Source organism: uncultured Gimesia sp. (assembly GCF_937910335.1).
GTDB lineage: Bacteria > Planctomycetota > Planctomycetia > Planctomycetales > Planctomycetaceae > Gimesia.
Genome location: NZ_CALEMX010000134.1, coordinates 1 through 16525, shown reverse-complemented (window position 1 = coordinate 16525; position 16525 = coordinate 1). Strand labels below are relative to the sequence as shown.

Annotated in this window: 12 protein-coding genes and 1 pseudogene; 7 read left to right on the top strand and 6 right to left on the bottom strand. The window is 45.4% G+C overall.

Translation table 11 applies throughout. The annotated features are described in order from the left end of the window. Positions 1-316 (bottom strand): squalene/phytoene synthase family protein (locus Q0668_RS05415; protein WP_298860977.1); only part of this gene is annotated, 316 nt, incomplete at its 3' end. Between the two features lie 484 nt (positions 317-800). Between Q0668_RS05415 and Q0668_RS05410 the strand changes: the two genes are divergently transcribed. From Q0668_RS05410 to Q0668_RS05400, 3 genes are all read left to right on the top strand, one after another. Then, positions 801-1703 (top strand): DUF1559 domain-containing protein, encoded by a 903-nt coding sequence (locus tag Q0668_RS05410; RefSeq protein WP_298860975.1) that lies wholly within the window; start codon positions 801-803, stop codon positions 1701-1703. A 205-nt stretch (positions 1704-1908) separates the two neighbouring features. After that, positions 1909-3603 (top strand): CehA/McbA family metallohydrolase, encoded by a 1695-nt coding sequence (locus tag Q0668_RS05405; RefSeq protein ID WP_298860972.1) that lies wholly within the window; start codon positions 1909-1911, stop codon positions 3601-3603. A gap of 110 nt (positions 3604-3713) precedes the next feature. Further along, on the top strand, positions 3714-3974 hold the full coding sequence (locus tag Q0668_RS05400; RefSeq protein WP_298860969.1) for a hypothetical protein: 261 nt from the start codon (positions 3714-3716) through the stop codon (positions 3972-3974). Between the two features lie 5 nt (positions 3975-3979). On the opposite strand, the gene Q0668_RS05395 is transcribed toward Q0668_RS05400, so the two are convergent. After that, entirely contained in the window at positions 3980-6454 is a 2475-nt protein-coding gene (locus Q0668_RS05395; protein ID WP_298860966.1) for a CehA/McbA family metallohydrolase, read from the bottom strand. 94 nt (positions 6455-6548) lie between these two features. Continuing rightward, positions 6549-7598 carry an aldose epimerase family protein gene (locus Q0668_RS05390; RefSeq protein WP_298860963.1) on the bottom strand — a complete coding sequence of 350 codons (1050 nt, stop codon included), beginning with the start codon at positions 7596-7598 and terminating at the stop codon, positions 6549-6551. Positions 7599-8268: 670 nt separating this feature from the next. On the opposite strand from Q0668_RS05390, the gene Q0668_RS05385 reads away from it, so the two are divergent. From Q0668_RS05385 to dnaA, 4 genes are all read left to right on the top strand, one after another. Continuing rightward, entirely contained in the window at positions 8269-8904 is a 636-nt protein-coding gene (locus Q0668_RS05385; protein ID WP_298860961.1) for an RNA polymerase sigma factor, read from the top strand. Positions 8905-8908: 4 nt separating this feature from the next. Then, positions 8909-9469 (top strand): hypothetical protein, encoded by a 561-nt coding sequence (locus tag Q0668_RS05380; protein ID WP_298860958.1) that lies wholly within the window; start codon positions 8909-8911, stop codon positions 9467-9469. 125 nt (positions 9470-9594) lie between these two features. Next, complete coding sequence (locus tag Q0668_RS05375; RefSeq protein ID WP_298860955.1) at positions 9595-10530, top strand: GNAT family N-acetyltransferase; 936 nt, start codon at positions 9595-9597, stop codon at positions 10528-10530. A gap of 346 nt (positions 10531-10876) precedes the next feature. Continuing rightward, a complete protein-coding gene (dnaA, locus tag Q0668_RS05370) occupies positions 10877-12406 on the top strand; it encodes a chromosomal replication initiator protein DnaA (RefSeq protein WP_298860952.1) in 1530 nt (509 codons plus the stop codon). A 15-nt stretch (positions 12407-12421) separates the two neighbouring features. On the opposite strand, the gene Q0668_RS05365 is transcribed toward dnaA, so the two are convergent. From Q0668_RS05365 to Q0668_RS05355, 3 genes and pseudogenes are all read right to left on the bottom strand, one after another. Next, positions 12422-14503: a tetratricopeptide repeat protein gene (locus Q0668_RS05365; RefSeq protein ID WP_298860949.1), complete on the bottom strand. Its 2082-nt coding sequence runs from the start codon at positions 14501-14503 to the stop codon at positions 12422-12424. A 644-nt stretch (positions 14504-15147) separates the two neighbouring features. Then, positions 15148-15744: a hypothetical protein gene (locus Q0668_RS05360; protein WP_298860946.1), complete on the bottom strand. Its 597-nt coding sequence runs from the start codon at positions 15742-15744 to the stop codon at positions 15148-15150. Positions 15745-15903: 159 nt separating this feature from the next. Next, positions 15904-16525, bottom strand: a pseudogene (locus Q0668_RS05355) (type II and III secretion system protein); the annotation flags it as partial.

Sequence of the window (16525 nt, the reverse complement as noted above, 5' to 3'; positions counted from 1 at the left end):
GAATCTCGTAACGTTGAATCACATCCAGCAATGCCGGGAAACAGGGATCGTAGATTTGATCTTTCGGGATTTGTTTGCACTGCAAAACGTTTTGCAGTTCCATTCGCCACTGTTTGAGAGATTCGACACGTTCATCAGTGAAACATTGTGTTTGATCACCCAGGTCATCGACAGTTCTCATGTAAGCGTATAACACGCACATGGCCTGAAACTGCTCTTTGCGTAATCCCAGAAAGGAATAATAGAAGTTTCTCGCCGTCTTTTTTGCCAGTTGCTGACAGTAAGCATAGGAATCGGAAAGCGAAAAATCGGTCATCGAAACTCATAAATGGGCGAAAGGGCTGAAAGGTTTGAATCCATTAAAAGCCATGATAACCACGGACGTATCAAATGAAAATCCGCCATGATCCAGCGGAACTTCGTGACCTGAAAATTCGTTGTTGACATCGATCTTATTGACCGCAATTCTGAATTAAACGTAATTACACTATTCTTTCAAATTGAATCAGCGAATGTCGTACAAAGTATTACGGCTGGATTTTCCCAAACATTCCCTAAAAAACAGATAAATCCGAGTTCACTCTGGCTCATCTATAAAACCGTATGAAGATACCAAAGCGCTTCTGCAATTCTAACGTAAGAATAGTAAAGCAGATCAAAACTGCTCACGCACAACAGGAGTAATTGCAAATTACTTGCATTAGACATTGACTCACGCAAACGTTTTGCAATAATGATTGTATTGTTGCACTAATTTGCTATTCTTTTTTTCTATACTTTATCTAACAGGTGTCTTGGAAATGAAAAGATTCAATACTCCCCGACGTGGTTTCACCTTGATCGAGCTTTTGGTTGTGATCGCGATTATTGCCATTCTGATCGCCTTACTTTTACCAGCCGTTCAACAGGCACGTGAAGCAGCCCGCCGCAGTACTTGTAAGAACAATTTAAAACAAATCGGTTTGGCCCTTCATAACTATCACGAAACGCACTCCATCTTACCTCCCGGTTGGATCGGTGTTGAACCCGGCGTAGGCGCCAATGTTGAATTTGGCAGTGGTTGGGGTTGGAATACAATGGTTCTTCCCTACCTCGATCAATCCAATTTATATAATAAAATCGACTTCAGCCTTGATATTAATAATGTCAATCAGACGAGCGGGATCGTCAATGTAATTCTTCCGTCAACTCGCTGCCCCTCTGACCCAGCTCCGAATACGTTTGAACTTGCTGAGGAAGGAAACCCGGGAAACATCCTGGCTGAGCTCGCAGTTGCCAATTACATCGGAGTATTTGGTAGCGATGAATTGGATTCCTGCGAAACAGTCCCCGCGGGATCTTCCTGCAAAAGCACGGGGCTCTTTTATCAAAACAGTAATACCCGATTCCGCGATATTACTGACGGACTCTCTCAAACTCTGTTTGTGGGTGAACGAAAGACCGACGCGAATCAGGGATGGTATTCTACCTGGGTCGGAGCGGTTCCAGAGGGAGAAGAAACATTTGCCCGTGTGCTGGGAGCAACCGACCATGTCCCCAACTATTTTGCATCTCACTTCGATGATTTCAGTAGTCACCATGTCGGCGGTGCACAGTTTCTCTTTGGTGATGGCCGCGTTCGTTTTATTTCCGAGAACATAGATCACGGAGTCTACCAGTCTCTCTCAAGTATCAGAGGCGGAGAAATCACGAACTTTGAATAATTTCCCATCATACAGCCTCATGTGCTGGTCACGTGCCCATTGAAAATACGATGAAAGACGACCAATCCTATCAAATACGGTTGGTCGTTTTTTATTCCACTTCTATGCCAACAGACTTTGCAGCAAGCAGAGAGGTGGTTAACCTGAAAGAAACCAACGGTTATTCTTTCGCTTTACCATGCACCAAAGGGATATCGTGATGCACATGGCCAGAATAAACAAACTGAATGTCTGGTTAATCTGTTTGTTGTTTTCGATACTCTGTCTGACATTACTCTATCAATCGGCTTCTGCCGATCTGGCTTTGTTACAGAAACCTTTAAAAACAAAACAGAAGACTCCCAACCAGTCAAAGCAGCCTCGCTGCAACGTGACATTGCGCCTGGTAGAAATCGACAAGAATGGAAACAAAAACATCGTTCCCGGCCTGCTACGTATTCTGGATGATCAGGGATTACCAATACCCATTCCAAATTTACTGAACCGTGGAAAAGGAGTGAAAGCCAGTCCAAAATCGGAACAAAAGGGTATTCACAGCTGGTCTGTGATTCCACAGGAAGTTCAAATTCAACTCCCCCAAACCAGGTTAACCTTACAAACGATTTCCGGACTGGAAACAGAGCGCACACAGAAAACAATCGATTTCACTAACAAATCAACTCATGACATTACGCTCGTTTTGAAACGTTTTTCCAACCTAAGCTCAAACTACAAAACAGCCAACACTCATCTGCATATCATGAAACTCAATCGAGTGGAATGTAATCAGTATTTGAAACAGATTCCTGCCGCAGACCGACTTGATCTGGTATTCATATCACACCTGGAACGCGCGATCGCAGATAAAGAATACATTACGAATCGTTACTCAAAGTCAGATTTGAAATCTTTATCCAGGGAATCCGGGATCTTATTTGGATGGGGAGAAGAACATCGACATAACAGTTCAGGATACGACGAAGGTTATGGCCATGTGATGTTGCTCAATATCAAAAAGCTGATTCAACCTGTCAGTATTGGTCCCGGCATCATGAAACAGGGCACTGATGGAATTCCGTTGGCGCGGGGAATCAATACTGCCCTCAGAGATCAGGCTACTGTCCTCTGGTGCCATAATGCCTGGGGAATGGAATGCACTCCTAACGTTATCCAAGGCAACGTACATGCCTTGAATATTTTTGATGGCGGAACGCGCAGCTCTTATGAGAATAGTTTCTACCAATATCTAAATGCCGGTTACAAAATTCCTTTTTCGACCGGTACCGATTGGTTTCAGTATGACTTTTCACGTGTATATGCGGCTATGAAACCACCCTTATCAGTAACCACCTGGCTGGAACACCTGAAAGCGGGACAAACTTTTATTACAAATGGACCGTTGCTGGATCTTCAAATAAATAACAAAACGATCGGCGACCAATTAGAACTTTCGAAAGAAAAGCACCAAATCACCATCCGCGCTACCGGAAAAGGACGTCTTGATTTTGAACGTTTGGAATTAATTCATAATGGGAAGGTGATCAGAACTCAGAAAACCTCTCCGGTAGAGAATCATTTCGAAGCAAAATTTGAATTCAAATTGAAAATAAACCAACCCGGCTGGATTGCCTTACGAACCCCCTCTCCCTCCGTCCCCCCGGACCCAAAACGACAACAGAAAACACCGCTTAATGAATATGGTCGTGAATTGTTTTCGCATACCAGTCCGGTATATCTGGAATGGGAATGTAAGTCCCTGTTTGATATGAATCAGGCGCAGGCATTGCTGGCTGAGATGAAGCAAAATCGGGACAAAATCGCAAAACGATTTCTCTTTGCTGATGAGCATGAACGCGCCCATGTTCTAGATGTCTACTCTGACGGCATCGAGGAATTAACACGCCAAATCAAAGCACAATAAAGACTCTCTTTGAAGACTCTTGAGTTTGAGAGATATTTCATCTAAGATGAGTGGCCCGGCAGAGGTTATTCCATTGCTTGCCAATTTTGACTTCAGAAAGACTTTCAGATATGAATCGATTCAAACTCACTCTGGTGATCCTGTTCACTTTGCTCAGTTCGCCACAGCTTTTTGCACATTCGGGACATGGATCAACAGAGGCCATCAATCCAAATGGGATTCTGCACTATCTGACAGAGCCAATTCACCTGGCTCCTTTCGCCGCAATTGCTCTATTTGTATTTCTGTTGGTAATTGGTAAAAAATATCGACAGCGATCCCGGGAACAGCGCCAGCTGATTGTCATCCCGCGCGATAAAAATCAGAACTAATGTTATTAATTGCGTTCTGCAGCTTCTTCAGCTCGCTGGAGATAAGCACGAATGGCACGTTGGTAAGTTCTCTCTGCTTCTATTCTTTCATGTGCGCCAATGATTTTGTGTCGATTTTTCCAGAGTAGTTTTATCGTTTCGGCACACCAGAGTGCACTCTCGCGCGAAGCACGAATCGGCCTTTGATTCACAATCACATTCACAGGATTCGTATGTAGTTGTGGAAACTGTCGTAAGGCAATCCAGCTACTGTGCTTTACAGGAACTGTAAATGTAAGTTGATGATTTTTTCCATCAGCGGGAACAGATTGCTTTGCAACAACCCGACCATTTTGCACAATCTCTACTACTCTTTGTCCGCCGATTACATAATCTGCGTTTCGAGGTGCATGCAGAATGCGTGTATCTCCCGATGCGCGAGGACCTTCAGGAGGATCCAATAATCCATAAGCAACCGCTTTGGGAGTTTCTGCTGAAAAAGAAACACTGGCTTTTATTTCCACGGCCCCCGGCTCGCTCAGGGATATCTCTTTAAATCCCGGAGACTGACCATTCACTTGAAATTGAAGTGCATGCGCAAAACCATCAGAGACATAAGAACGACCCTGTTTGATTCCCAGGCACCATTGACTGAAGTCGAGTTCATTAACCTCACCCAGTTGCACATAAACTCTTCCCTGCCCGACACGTCGGCTACTCATACAGGGAAAATCGGTTTCACCACTGACCTTCAATGGATATCCACAATTCATGATGTGATACCAGGTGTTCAATTCCGGGATGCGTTCCGTATCCATCGCACTGATAAAATCACAAACGCCTTCAGCAGTGCTCACACAAACCTCCATTGCACCACCTCCATTCATCTCCGGTACTGCCAGATTCGGCAATGCATCAGCCGCCTGTTCTAATGCGAGCGTTAACTCTCCTATGCTCAATTCGGAATTACCATCACCATCAATAATTTCGAATGATTCAGGTAACAATCCCCGAGCTGCTTCTTTGGAACTCAATGTTTTCGACTCATTTTGATCGAGGTTCAATAGCAGTCGCTTTGCAGCCTGGGGAGGATTGACTCTTAATGCCGAGTGAGGATATCCTGTTACCCCCCCCTGCTTCTGACACCAGCGCATGACAGGTACGGTCCATGTAGGCCATCCTTTGGTGGTCCCCAATGTGCCGGGATACGTTTGGTTCTGAAGGTTTAACAGACAAACATGCCCCAAAGCGGCTGAACCAAATCCGCTGATTTCCAAATCATATTTCAGGACGGTCAGAGGTTCGCTGACCCGATCTGCGGTAGAAGTAAAGAACTGACGCTGCGCCTCAAAACAGGGCCCCCAGGTTAAAACGCACCCTACATTCAGGCCTTCCCCCTTCACCTGATTGAACATATCACGGGGTGTGACTCCCTTGGTAGGATTATCATAGTGCGCACAGCCGGCTGCATGAATGTGGTGATCGCCGGAATAAAAGCCGAACTCTTGGGGATTTACCCAACGCTTTAATTCCACTTCAATGGTTTGAGCAGTAGCTGCTGAGATCATCACATTTTCTGTTAATCTCTGATACTCGGGCCCGCGACTGTATTCCATTTGTAATTTGCCGGAAGGAAGTAGCACCGTGTCTCCATCCAGACGATAAATTTGTGGTTGAAAAAAGAAATCGGGAGCCAGTCGCTTTGCCTGCAGGGGAAATACCCGGCCTTGATGATCACGAAAGATCAGACGCGCTGCCGAAGGTTTACCGTCAAAATCTTTGATTGAAAGCTTTACAGGAACTGCCGGTTGAACATTGAATAAAATAGGAACTTCGCCACGAAAGCCAATATCCTGTGTTCCCGCACCTACATCAAACCCTAGAGTCGCTTCGCGTTTTCCGGATTCGTGACTGTAGATTAATGCCAGAGCATATTCTACGTGCAGGCCACTGAGCTTGATCGTCATGGGACTCGCTTGAAACATTTCGACTGCCAGAAAACGATCAGTCGCATTTTTCTTATTTTCATTCTGATTTAATTCAGTTTGTGCCTGCCGTTTCAAGCTGTTTAATGCAGCACCAGAATAAACGGCACCTGCCTGGGGACTGGAAATGTGTAACTGCCGCGTGACTGTACTATGATTGCTGACCTTGATAATAAAAGGAGTAAAACCTCCCTGCTGCAAAATCGCTTGAGCAGGTCCACGAGCCACTTTGGTACGCACTTCGGGATTGAGAGATACTACACACAACACTTCAGAATCGATTAATTTCTGAATCGCTTTCGCATCGCGCCGATCACAGGCAGCTTTTAATTTTTGAGTCAGTGATTCAGGAAGTGGAGAACCTAGATAATTGAGAGCCTTGATGAGCCGTATTACGTTGGCTGCCAGCGGCTGCCCTTCCACTTCTTCAACTTCGGGTTGATGATCTGCGCGAACAGATTGGAATGGAACCAGAGCCAAAAACAGACAGTAGAAAAGCCCCTTCAGAAAAGACACTCGCAGAGTGTTTCTCTTCTCAACAGGGAAACCGTATAAAATCATTGAGAGTCTCCCATTCAAATTCAGGAATGCCACATCTTTTTACCGCTCGTTATTCAACCGAAAATTTATGGATGGTAGTCTGCTCATAGACTTTTCCCGGTTTTAGAATCGTATTTGGAAATTCTGGTCGATTTGGTGAGTTTGGAAAATGTTGTGTTTCCAGACAGAAACCGCCATGTTTTTTGTATCCCCCACTCGCTTCAGTCCCATCAAGAAAATTCCCCGTATAGAACTGGACTCCGGGCTCGGTCGTCGAGATTTCCATAATACGTCCGGATTGAGGATCTTTCACACGTGCGCAGAAGGCGGGTTGTTTCTCCGCTGAATTGACAACCCAGCAATGATCATAGCCCCCTTCCACCTGCGCTATTCTTTCACCGATTTTATGAGCAGAAGTAAAATCCATCGGCGTCTCTTTGACGGCTGCCAGTTCTCCAGTAGGAATCGCATGCCCTGCAACGGGAAGATAACGATCGCAATTCAATACAATCTCATGGTCCAGTACATCGCCTGTACCTGCCAGATTCCAATAACAATGGTTCGTGACATTGATCGGCGTTGCCTGATCACTGGTCGCTGTATAATCAATCTTCAATTCATTTTCGTTGTTAAGTGTATAGACTACCCTCAAGGTCAATTTTCCCGGATACCCTTCTTCGCCGTCCGGACTGACATAATTTAATCGTACTCCTACTTCGTTTTTTTCTGAAAAACTTTCTGCAGCCCAGACTTTTTTGTCAAATCCCTGCTCACCACCATGTAAATGACTGGGAGGATTATTTTGCGCCAGTTGATATTCTTTTCCGTCGAGCGAAAATTTTCCCTCTGCAATCCGATTTGCATAACGCCCGCAGATCGCGCCAAAATAAGGGCCTTTTTTCTCATATTCGGCCAATGAATTAAAACCCAGCGTGATGTTCTCCGATTTCCCCGCGCGATCTGGCAGATAGACGGCGGTGACTATTGCGCCAAAATTAATGATGTTGACGCTCATTCCTTTGTCATTGGAAAGTAGAAACTGATTAATCTCTTGACCATCGGCGGTCGTTCCATAAGGTTCGCTTTGAACTGCCAATTGAAATTCGTTTCCGGTATTCATTTCAGCATCCTTAGAATTTGCATTTTTAGAAGCAGTCGGTGAGGTATCAGAAGGGGACGTCTTTTCCTTTGCGCAGCCTGTCATCAGTATTATGATACTTATCAAACCACTCATTAGTTTCCAGTCATTCATCTCTGTACCCTCTCCCATTCAGGCCTAATGTAATTGACAGGCTCAAATCTCAACCATCATCAAACCAGAATAACAAATCCCGTTACAAATGTAATGCAGAAACAAAATCCAGTCCTGATCGATCCGCTTCTCTACTCAGGTCACCGAGAAAAATAATATCTGAGAAATTTCTCTCCTCGATTATGACTAAATACTCCCGTGGCTGATTCCCGTCTTAATTGACAAATTCTGCATAAGTGTGAGATTCTAAATCAACCAACGTATTCACAAGAACACTTCTTGTTATGAAAAAGACACGACTCCGTCTATTAAGTATTGCTTTAAATTGATATTTAACAACTACTTAAGAAATTCCCTGTTTTGCTTTTCAAATCATCCCAAAAGCTGTGTATAACCAGCTATAATTAATAGGCTGAGAATTGAGAATGATTAATTTTGGATTCCACTTCAGAATCTATTTATTTTTCCCATCATTTCCTCCCTCTTCTACGTATTAAATACATAGCGTGTCAGTTAACGCGGAAGAGGGGAGGTAGACATGCCGTTGAAAATGGTCGATAAAAAAATAGAGGAAACAGAGTCTGTTCAATCAGGGGGGGTGATTAGTGATGCCCGTCTGGTAGAAGCCGCTCGTAAAGGGGATGATAGCGCATTCGGGGAGTTAGTCCTTCGATATGAAAGACGACTGATTCGTGTCATCATTCAATTTGTTAAAAGTCCCGAATTAGCAGAAGATCTGGCACAGGATACTTTCCTGAAAAGCTATGAAAGGCTTGACCAGTTCGATACATCCCGGCGTTTTGGGCCGTGGTTATTTCGCATTGGAGTCAATCAGGCGCTGGATCATCTTCGAAAACAAAAAAGAAGAGGCTGGTGGTTATTGTTTAGCGAAAGTCCTTCTGATACCCCCTTTGACCCGGCCGTTCCGGATCCAAGGAATAAACTCGATATTAATCAGGAAGTACAGGCGATTCTGGAAGAAATTCCTGAAAAATACCGTACAGTGCTCGTTCTGAGAGATCTGGAAAATTTTTCTACTTCTGAAATTGCCGCTATTCTGGATCGAAAAGAAGCAACGATCCGCTGGCGATTAGCGGAAGCAAGAAATCGTTTTCAAAAATTATGGTCGAACAGACAAAACGCTGAAAACTCCATGTCGAACAAGGAATCATAAAGACATGTATTGCACGAAATGCAACGGTTTAAAATCACGAGTTGCGCTGGCCGTTGGCAACGACTTATCTGATGCCGAACTGGTCCTTTTGGAAAAACAACTCAAAAGCTGTAATCTCTGTCGTTCTGAATATGAGGAGCTGCAGAAAAGCTATGATGCGCTCCAGAATCAGTTTGACAACGTCCCCGTGCCCTCTTTGCAGGATAGCGTCTGGCCTCAGGTCTCTGCAAAAATTGCAGCGCGTCGCCGTAAAAACCGTCCCACTCAGTTCAATTTTCTGCTACCGACACTGACAACGGTCGCTTGTTGCCTGGCTTTAATGCTGGTCACAAATTCTCCACAGACTGAGCAACCAGTTTTTCCACCTTCATCGGGTTCTTATGGTCCGGTTCGACCAATTGGTCCCTATGGCCTGGATCGAGTTAAAGCGAGTCCCTCTACGAATAATCCATGGGAGTCTTCTGACAGGTTACAAGAACTCGAAAGTAACCCGTATGGATACAATTTGCCCCGCTTAAAACACGATGTCGCTAATCCATCACACTTACATTCTGTTAAATTTTAAGATATTCTCTCCAATCCAAACTAAGGCTGGTCAATCGACCAGCCTTTTTTTTATGATACAGCTTAAGTACGCCGCACGGCGATAATGGAAAGCCACTCATCTGACCTGCGAAATGAAATTTATTAATGTCAATCATAGTCGCTTCTGCAATCACAGCCGAACTATCAGAAGTTTCCGCATTCATCTTTGCGGATACCGCAATAGCAGAACGAGAGACACAGATTCAGGAATTTCTCGATTCGATTACAAGTGGTAAAGTTGATCAAAATCAAATTTTGATTGCCAGAGAATCAGGTACTCTGATCGGGGTAGGAATTCTGGTATTTACAGATACAGCGACTGCTTTTATTTGGCCCCCCTTTACCAAACGCGACGATTGCGCCGAAGCACTTTTGCAGGAGATGGTGAAACGAATCGAGCATTCAGAAGTCAGTATCGGTCAAGCACTCCTGGATCCGGGACTAATGAAGCAGCGAAGATTACTTAGCCAGAACGGTTTCCCACACCTGACCAACCTGATATTCATGAGACATCCACTAACCGCGATAAACCAATCAGCATCACTGGATGAGGCACCTTTAGAATGGATCAAATTTGATGAACGTCAAAACCGTCAGCGGTTTCTGGCTTTACTGGAATTGACTCATAAATCATCCCATGACTGTCCAGAACTGAATCAAATACGAACTGCTGAGGAATCTTTAGAGTCTCACCGCAGCTCAGGAGACTCCAAGGAGAAATTCTGGTACCTGTTTCACAAAGAGCAAACTGATCTGGGGGTGCTCCTGTTATCTGAACATCAGGAAGATAATGTATGGGAAGTGGTCTACATGGGAGTAGCGCCTGAACAGCGGGGAAAAGGCTATGGCTCAGAGTTTATTCAACACGGACTGCTAGAAGCACAATCGCATAGTCAAGCTGCAGTAATTCTCGCCGTCGATCACAAAAATTCCTATGCCATCAAGATTTATGAAGATATGGGATTTCAGAGACAAAACACTTTAAGCGTTCATGCTCACTTGCGATCACATTTCCCGATTCAAGAACCAAATATTAATTGACATGTTTTGAACAAGCAAATGCTTCTCACCCCAACTTTTTTTTCACCAAATCTGGCGTTTTCTGCTGGTAAAACAGCTTTTGATTTCGGTCTGAAAAATCTGAAGAAAATCCACTCTGTTTCTGTTTGACTCTTTGCTAATTAAAGCTAGTATCGGAATCACTGAATGAGTTTACGCAGTGTCGTCGAAGTCCAATGCCTGAGATCTTTTTCGACACTGTTAACAATGGAGCTTTTTAGCGCATCTTTTCCGTATATATCACGACCATGATCGATACAGATCAAGCAGGATTTCGCTTTTTCTGGTATTGTGGCAGGAAATTTTGCGCGCAAGGGGAGGGTGCAAGATGCAACCCAAGTCTTTGGCAGTGGAGGGTGCGCTTTGTACTTCGTCAACAAAGCAACCAACGGAAGCCAAACTGGGGCCTGCGACAACTGAATCAGATGCGCAAACGATTCTACAATTGCTTGCGCAACAGGTCGGTGAACGCAGCTTCCAGAACTGGTTTGCAGGAAAAGTCAAACTCAAACGAGAGGGAACGTTCCTTGTCATAGGAGTCGCCAGTCCTTTCTTTCTCACATGGATGCAAAAAAAGTTTTCATCCGAGATAGCAGCAACGGCCATCGCCTGTATTGGTCCGTCTGCTGAATACCGGTTTGAGGTGATTTCCGAGCTGGAAGATGTGAGCAACATCAAAACAGGAAAAGCAAACTCTGAAATCACTACAGCCAAAAGTGCAGTTCTTCCAGAACCTGATAACTGCGAAACAAAACCCATTTCAGAGAGCCGACAATCCAGTCAGAATCAAAATAGAAAGCAACCAACGGCCTATAAAGGAAGACGGTTTTCTGACCTCGCTACGTTTGTAACAGGAACTTCCAATCAACTGGCTTACACGGCTACTCTACAAGCCAGTGATCAACCCGGGGCACTTTACAGCCCTCTGTTTATCCACGGTGGAGTGGGCATCGGCAAAACTCACCTCCTCGAAGGATTCTATCGCAAAACCCGACAACTCTACCCTTCTCTGCAGGTCGTATTTCTTACAGCTGAATCATTTGGAAACTATTTTTCGAAAGCATTACAGGAAAGATCTCTACCAGGTTTTCGCCAGCGATTTCGAAATGTGGATGTCCTCATCATTGATGACATCGATTTTTTTGAATCCAAACGAATCTTTCAAGAAGAGCTGTTACATACCATTAAGCATCTGGAGAGCCACGGTCGGCAAATGGTCTTCTCATCCGATAGACATCCACGACTGCTGACGAAAATGAGTGAAGAATTAACCACACGTTTTCTCTCTGGTTTAGTTTGTCGGATCGAATCGCCCGAAATCGAACTACGACTCGCGATTGCCCGGCAGCGTGCATCGAAATTAAAAACGCTTATCACCGAGGGGGCACTGGAATACGTCGCAAGGCGATTTTCGAATAATGTACGCGAACTGGAAGGGGCAATTAACTGCCTGCAAACTTACCATGTCATGACAAAACAGAAAATCACAACATCAATGACACGCCAGATTTTATCCGATCTCGAGCGCGATTGTATTCGGATTATCAAACTGGATGATATCAAGCAGATTGTCTGTACCACCTTTGGAATTTCCGAACTCGACTTAAAATCATCCCGCAGAGCCCGAAATATCAGCCAACCACGTATGCTGGCAATGTTTCTGGCAAGAAAATTGACTCATGCAGCTTACAGCGAAATTGGTGACTTTTTCGGAGGACGCAACCACAGCACTGTGATGTTCGCGGAAAAACAAGTCCGGAAGTGGCTTGAAAACCATTCTTCCATTCACGTCGCACATCAAGAGTGGACTACAGAAGAAATTATCGAATCTTTGGAACAGCAACTATTGGCCAGTTAGCTTTTTGAAGTCCGCTCAATACCGATTTTGCTGTACCGGAAACCGAGAAGGTGAAGCAAGTGTCTGTGATCCCCATTGGATCGGAGACGATGTCGACCCGTTTGCATTCTGGTTCGACAAAACCGCTCTCTGATTGCCCATGGGACTCAACCCATTCTGATGCGTATTCTCGGGCATTTGCTGATTGGTATTTGACTGAATAGAACGTACATTAGCCGGGGCGATTGCTGGATTATTGGAAAACATCGCGGACTGAGGCAGTGCTGAAGCCCCCCGTTGATACCCTCCTGAATTCCAATTCTGTGCAGAGGAATCAAGACCATTCATCTGGGAAGTTTGCTGGTTGGGAGATTCATATCCTACCTGTCTGATGCCAGAAGGAGCCTGTTGTTGGTTGAGGGGCAGTCCGACTTGTGCCTGTCGAATATTTTGCCCGCCTGCCTGATACACATTCTGTCTTGCTACCTGAGCGGAAGCAGGTAAATTTGTGTTCGCTGGAAACTGTGCGCTCATCAAACTGGAACCATTCGCGTTATTTTGGCCACCCATTTCAACGGGAAACATCTGACCGGGCCCCAGATTCATCCCTGTTCTAGCGGCTTCCCGTGCCATTTGCTGATGGTTATTCTGCTGATAACTTTCTGAAGACGGCTTAGACTGTTGTACTCGAGGCTGTGTGGAATTGATGCGATTATCAGGAAATTGCCCTGGATTCTGATATTGTTTTCCATACATCCGTTGTCCCGCCTGCGGCACGTTTGCAGATCTCCTCTGCTGTTGCATCTGTCGGGGCATCTGTTGCGGAATCTGTTGTCCCCTTCTTTGTTGAGGAGCTCCCGCTGGCATTCTCTGATTCTGCCCCTGCGACAACTGCTGTCTCCCCTGAAGATTCTGATATTGTTGTTGCTGCTGATAGGTCGTAGGAGGCGATTGTCGCGCGGTCTGATTTTGATTCTGCTGCTGTTCTTTCAATGCCCAATAATTTGAGGCTTCCACTGCCTGGGCGATTCCCGGATCACCAACCGGCGGCCAGGCCTGAATCTGTGGTGTTCCCGTTGGTGTCACCTGAGGAACTGCTGGATTAACCATCAATTGACGTGTCTCTTGAATCGTTCCGACCGGAGCTGGAAACCCCACTGGCTGTTGAGCCAATGCTTGATTCGGTCTGATTGAAGGCAACTGTTGAATCTCACCCCGAGCCTGGATTGCTTTTTCCCGCTCCCGCTCCATCATTTCTGCGATCTGCTGAGTTGGATTATTTCCGGAGGGAATCAGCATCGGAGACGTTGGCTCTCGACTGCCTGATTCTGCAGCATATTGAATCGGTTGATTCAAACCAGTCTCAAACTGGCCCACAGGTTGAATGGTCGGTACCGTATTCTCCGGGGCAACCCTCTGAACTTGATACTGTGACATATTTCCCTGAGCTAAGACAGCATTGGGCTCAACACCAGGAAACAATTGCGCAAATTTTAACTGCGCTTGTGCTTCACCGCTTGTCATGCGAAACAGTGCCAAGGCTTGATCATACTGACCGGATCGTCCGTAATACCATCCCAGATGATCGAGCGACCGGACATGGCCAGGCTGGTGCTTGAGTGCCTCATGTAAATATTTTTCACCGTAATCATCGCGACCCTGTAGCATATAGGAATAGCCGATATCACTTAGCAGATCTGCATTTGTAGAATCGACTTTCAACGCTCTCAGGTAATATGCCTCTGCAGCAGGATAATTCTGTTTCTTATCTTCAAGAATTGCCAGACGATGTAATGCTTCAAAGTGATTGGGATCAAGAGAAAGTACACGTTGATAATATCCCTGTGCTTTCTCGGTATTCCCAGACCGATCCGCATCATAAGCCAGATTCAATTCATGAAGAACGGACTTGGGATTGGGCTGCTTGAGCGATTGTTGAGTCGAACTTAAAGGCAAAGCTTGCGATTCCACATTGTGTGGAAGCTGTTTTTGTGTCTGAGCGTGTACCGAAAGTTCTGCAAGGCTGGCTGGTGAGTCTTCCTGAGAGTTCCGCTGGAGCCTGTCTATACGCCCTTTTGCTCGCTCATCGGCCATCGCTTCTCTCAGTTTTCTCTGCATCGCAGATTCATTTTTTGTTTTAGGAGAATTCTGCGCAAGCCTATCTGATGATTGAGAGTCCTTCGCAAAAGGAGCAGACTGGCATCCACACAACAATGTGCAGAGCAAAGAGAGAGATACGATATGTTGAAACATTCGAGTTTTCATCGGGTATCAACCTTGGTTCAGCGAGTGCAGTTCGCTTTGTTTCGTTCTGTAAATTTATTGAGTCAATGCCTTCAATCACAGTGATGACCACCACAAATGCAATCCGAAATACACGGGACAGACAACCAGGTTAGCCCGCAACAGATGACACAGCGATCGTGCTTCTTTTACTGGATTGACAGTAAAGAAAATGAAAATTTAAGGGATGGAGTGAGGGGATAATTGAGAGAGAAAGATTCTATCTGAGATTAAGGCAAGGATTCTATGTCGAATTCCGAATCATGTCGAGACGAATTTTTAAAACTAATTCCAGAGACCTGATACTCAGGAAAACGTGATGCGATTTGGCTGTGGATCGCTCCACGGACAAACAAGGCTGATAGACTTAAACCACTATAATATAAGAATTTAAAAACCCCACAAGAGAATTACTTCTGTGGGGCTTTCATCTCATTTCTGGAATTCTCAGACCAGGTCTGTCGCGGATTCAGGTCTTATTAAAACCCAAATCCGCCACCACCGCCACCACCGCCGCCACCGCCGCCGCCACCGCCGCCGCCGCCGCCGCCGCCGCCGAATCCACCAATTCCTCCACGGGTGGAAATGAATCGGTAGTAATCGATTTCGGCTTCACGTGAATTCAAAGAGCGACCATAGGGAGTCGAGACGATCGTACGCTGATCTGCATCCTGGTTTCCCAGATCGGTTAAAATCCGGGCAATCAGTTGTCGTCGATAAGCGTCTAACTCGGGTGCGTAGTTATTATCACTCCGTTCGACGATCACCGGATAGGGAGCACTTCTCATCCGTGCTCCAATTTCGAGAATGTGATCTTTTCCATTGGTGGTAAGCTCTGCACTGTTCTCGACAAATTCATTTCGATTGATGATGAAATCAACAGCTTCCGCATTGGATTCCATCGTGTGATAATGCGCACGATTCACACTGCCCAGTGGATAGACTTCGGGAATCGCCAACGAGCGCTTGTGTAATCCCCAGTTCCCTCCACCGCCCCAGCCACAGCAACCTGCAACCAGCAACATGCAGGACGAAGAAAGAATCAGTTTATGAAATATTGATAGTCGGGCCATCATGTCCCTCAATTGTTTTTTAAACGACGTTTTATCTTATTTATACTTTCAACATACGTAGTCCTCATAAGTGAAGACCCATCGTATCTCGTTTTTCATTCACGAATGAGATTCTGACAGGTTTCAATCTGTCCGAACCAATTCCAATCATCACGCGTGGTATTACTTTCCCTGACCTCTCCAGGGGAATTTTGATCGACTTTTCTTAGGCTCAGCTGAATCCAATCTCATTCTGGGATCTACATATCCAGTCGGTTCGATCTGGTTATCATTACTGCCGGGAGTCATGTTCTGAAACTTATCTTTGATCATTTGCGAAAATCGACCTCGTTGATTCTGCTCTGGCTGATTCGCACGACGTCCCGCAGACCGAGCCTGAGGTCCACTTACCCCCGGAGCCGGTGGTGGAGGAATAGGCTGATACTGATTATTGGAGCGAACTGGATTCGGTGGTCGAGCAGGACCTGGCTGATTCGGAAATGTACCACTGTTTGGAATGGGCTGTGTTGTAGGGCCTTTTTGATAAGTTCCCGTATTCATCGGCGGATAATAAGGAGAAGCAGGTGCCGGATTGAATGGTTGATACCCCACTTCGATTCCCTGTCCTGCGCCGCGCCCGTAAGGCTGCAATTGATAAACTACTTTATCGGGAGCCCCTTCGGTCATATTATATTTATATAGTTCTTTATCATGAGGTATTGTCACTTCATGACCTGGATAAGGTGGTACTTCATCTTCTTCCATTGGGCGTATCAACTGAGGAGTCACCGAAATCAATAATTCA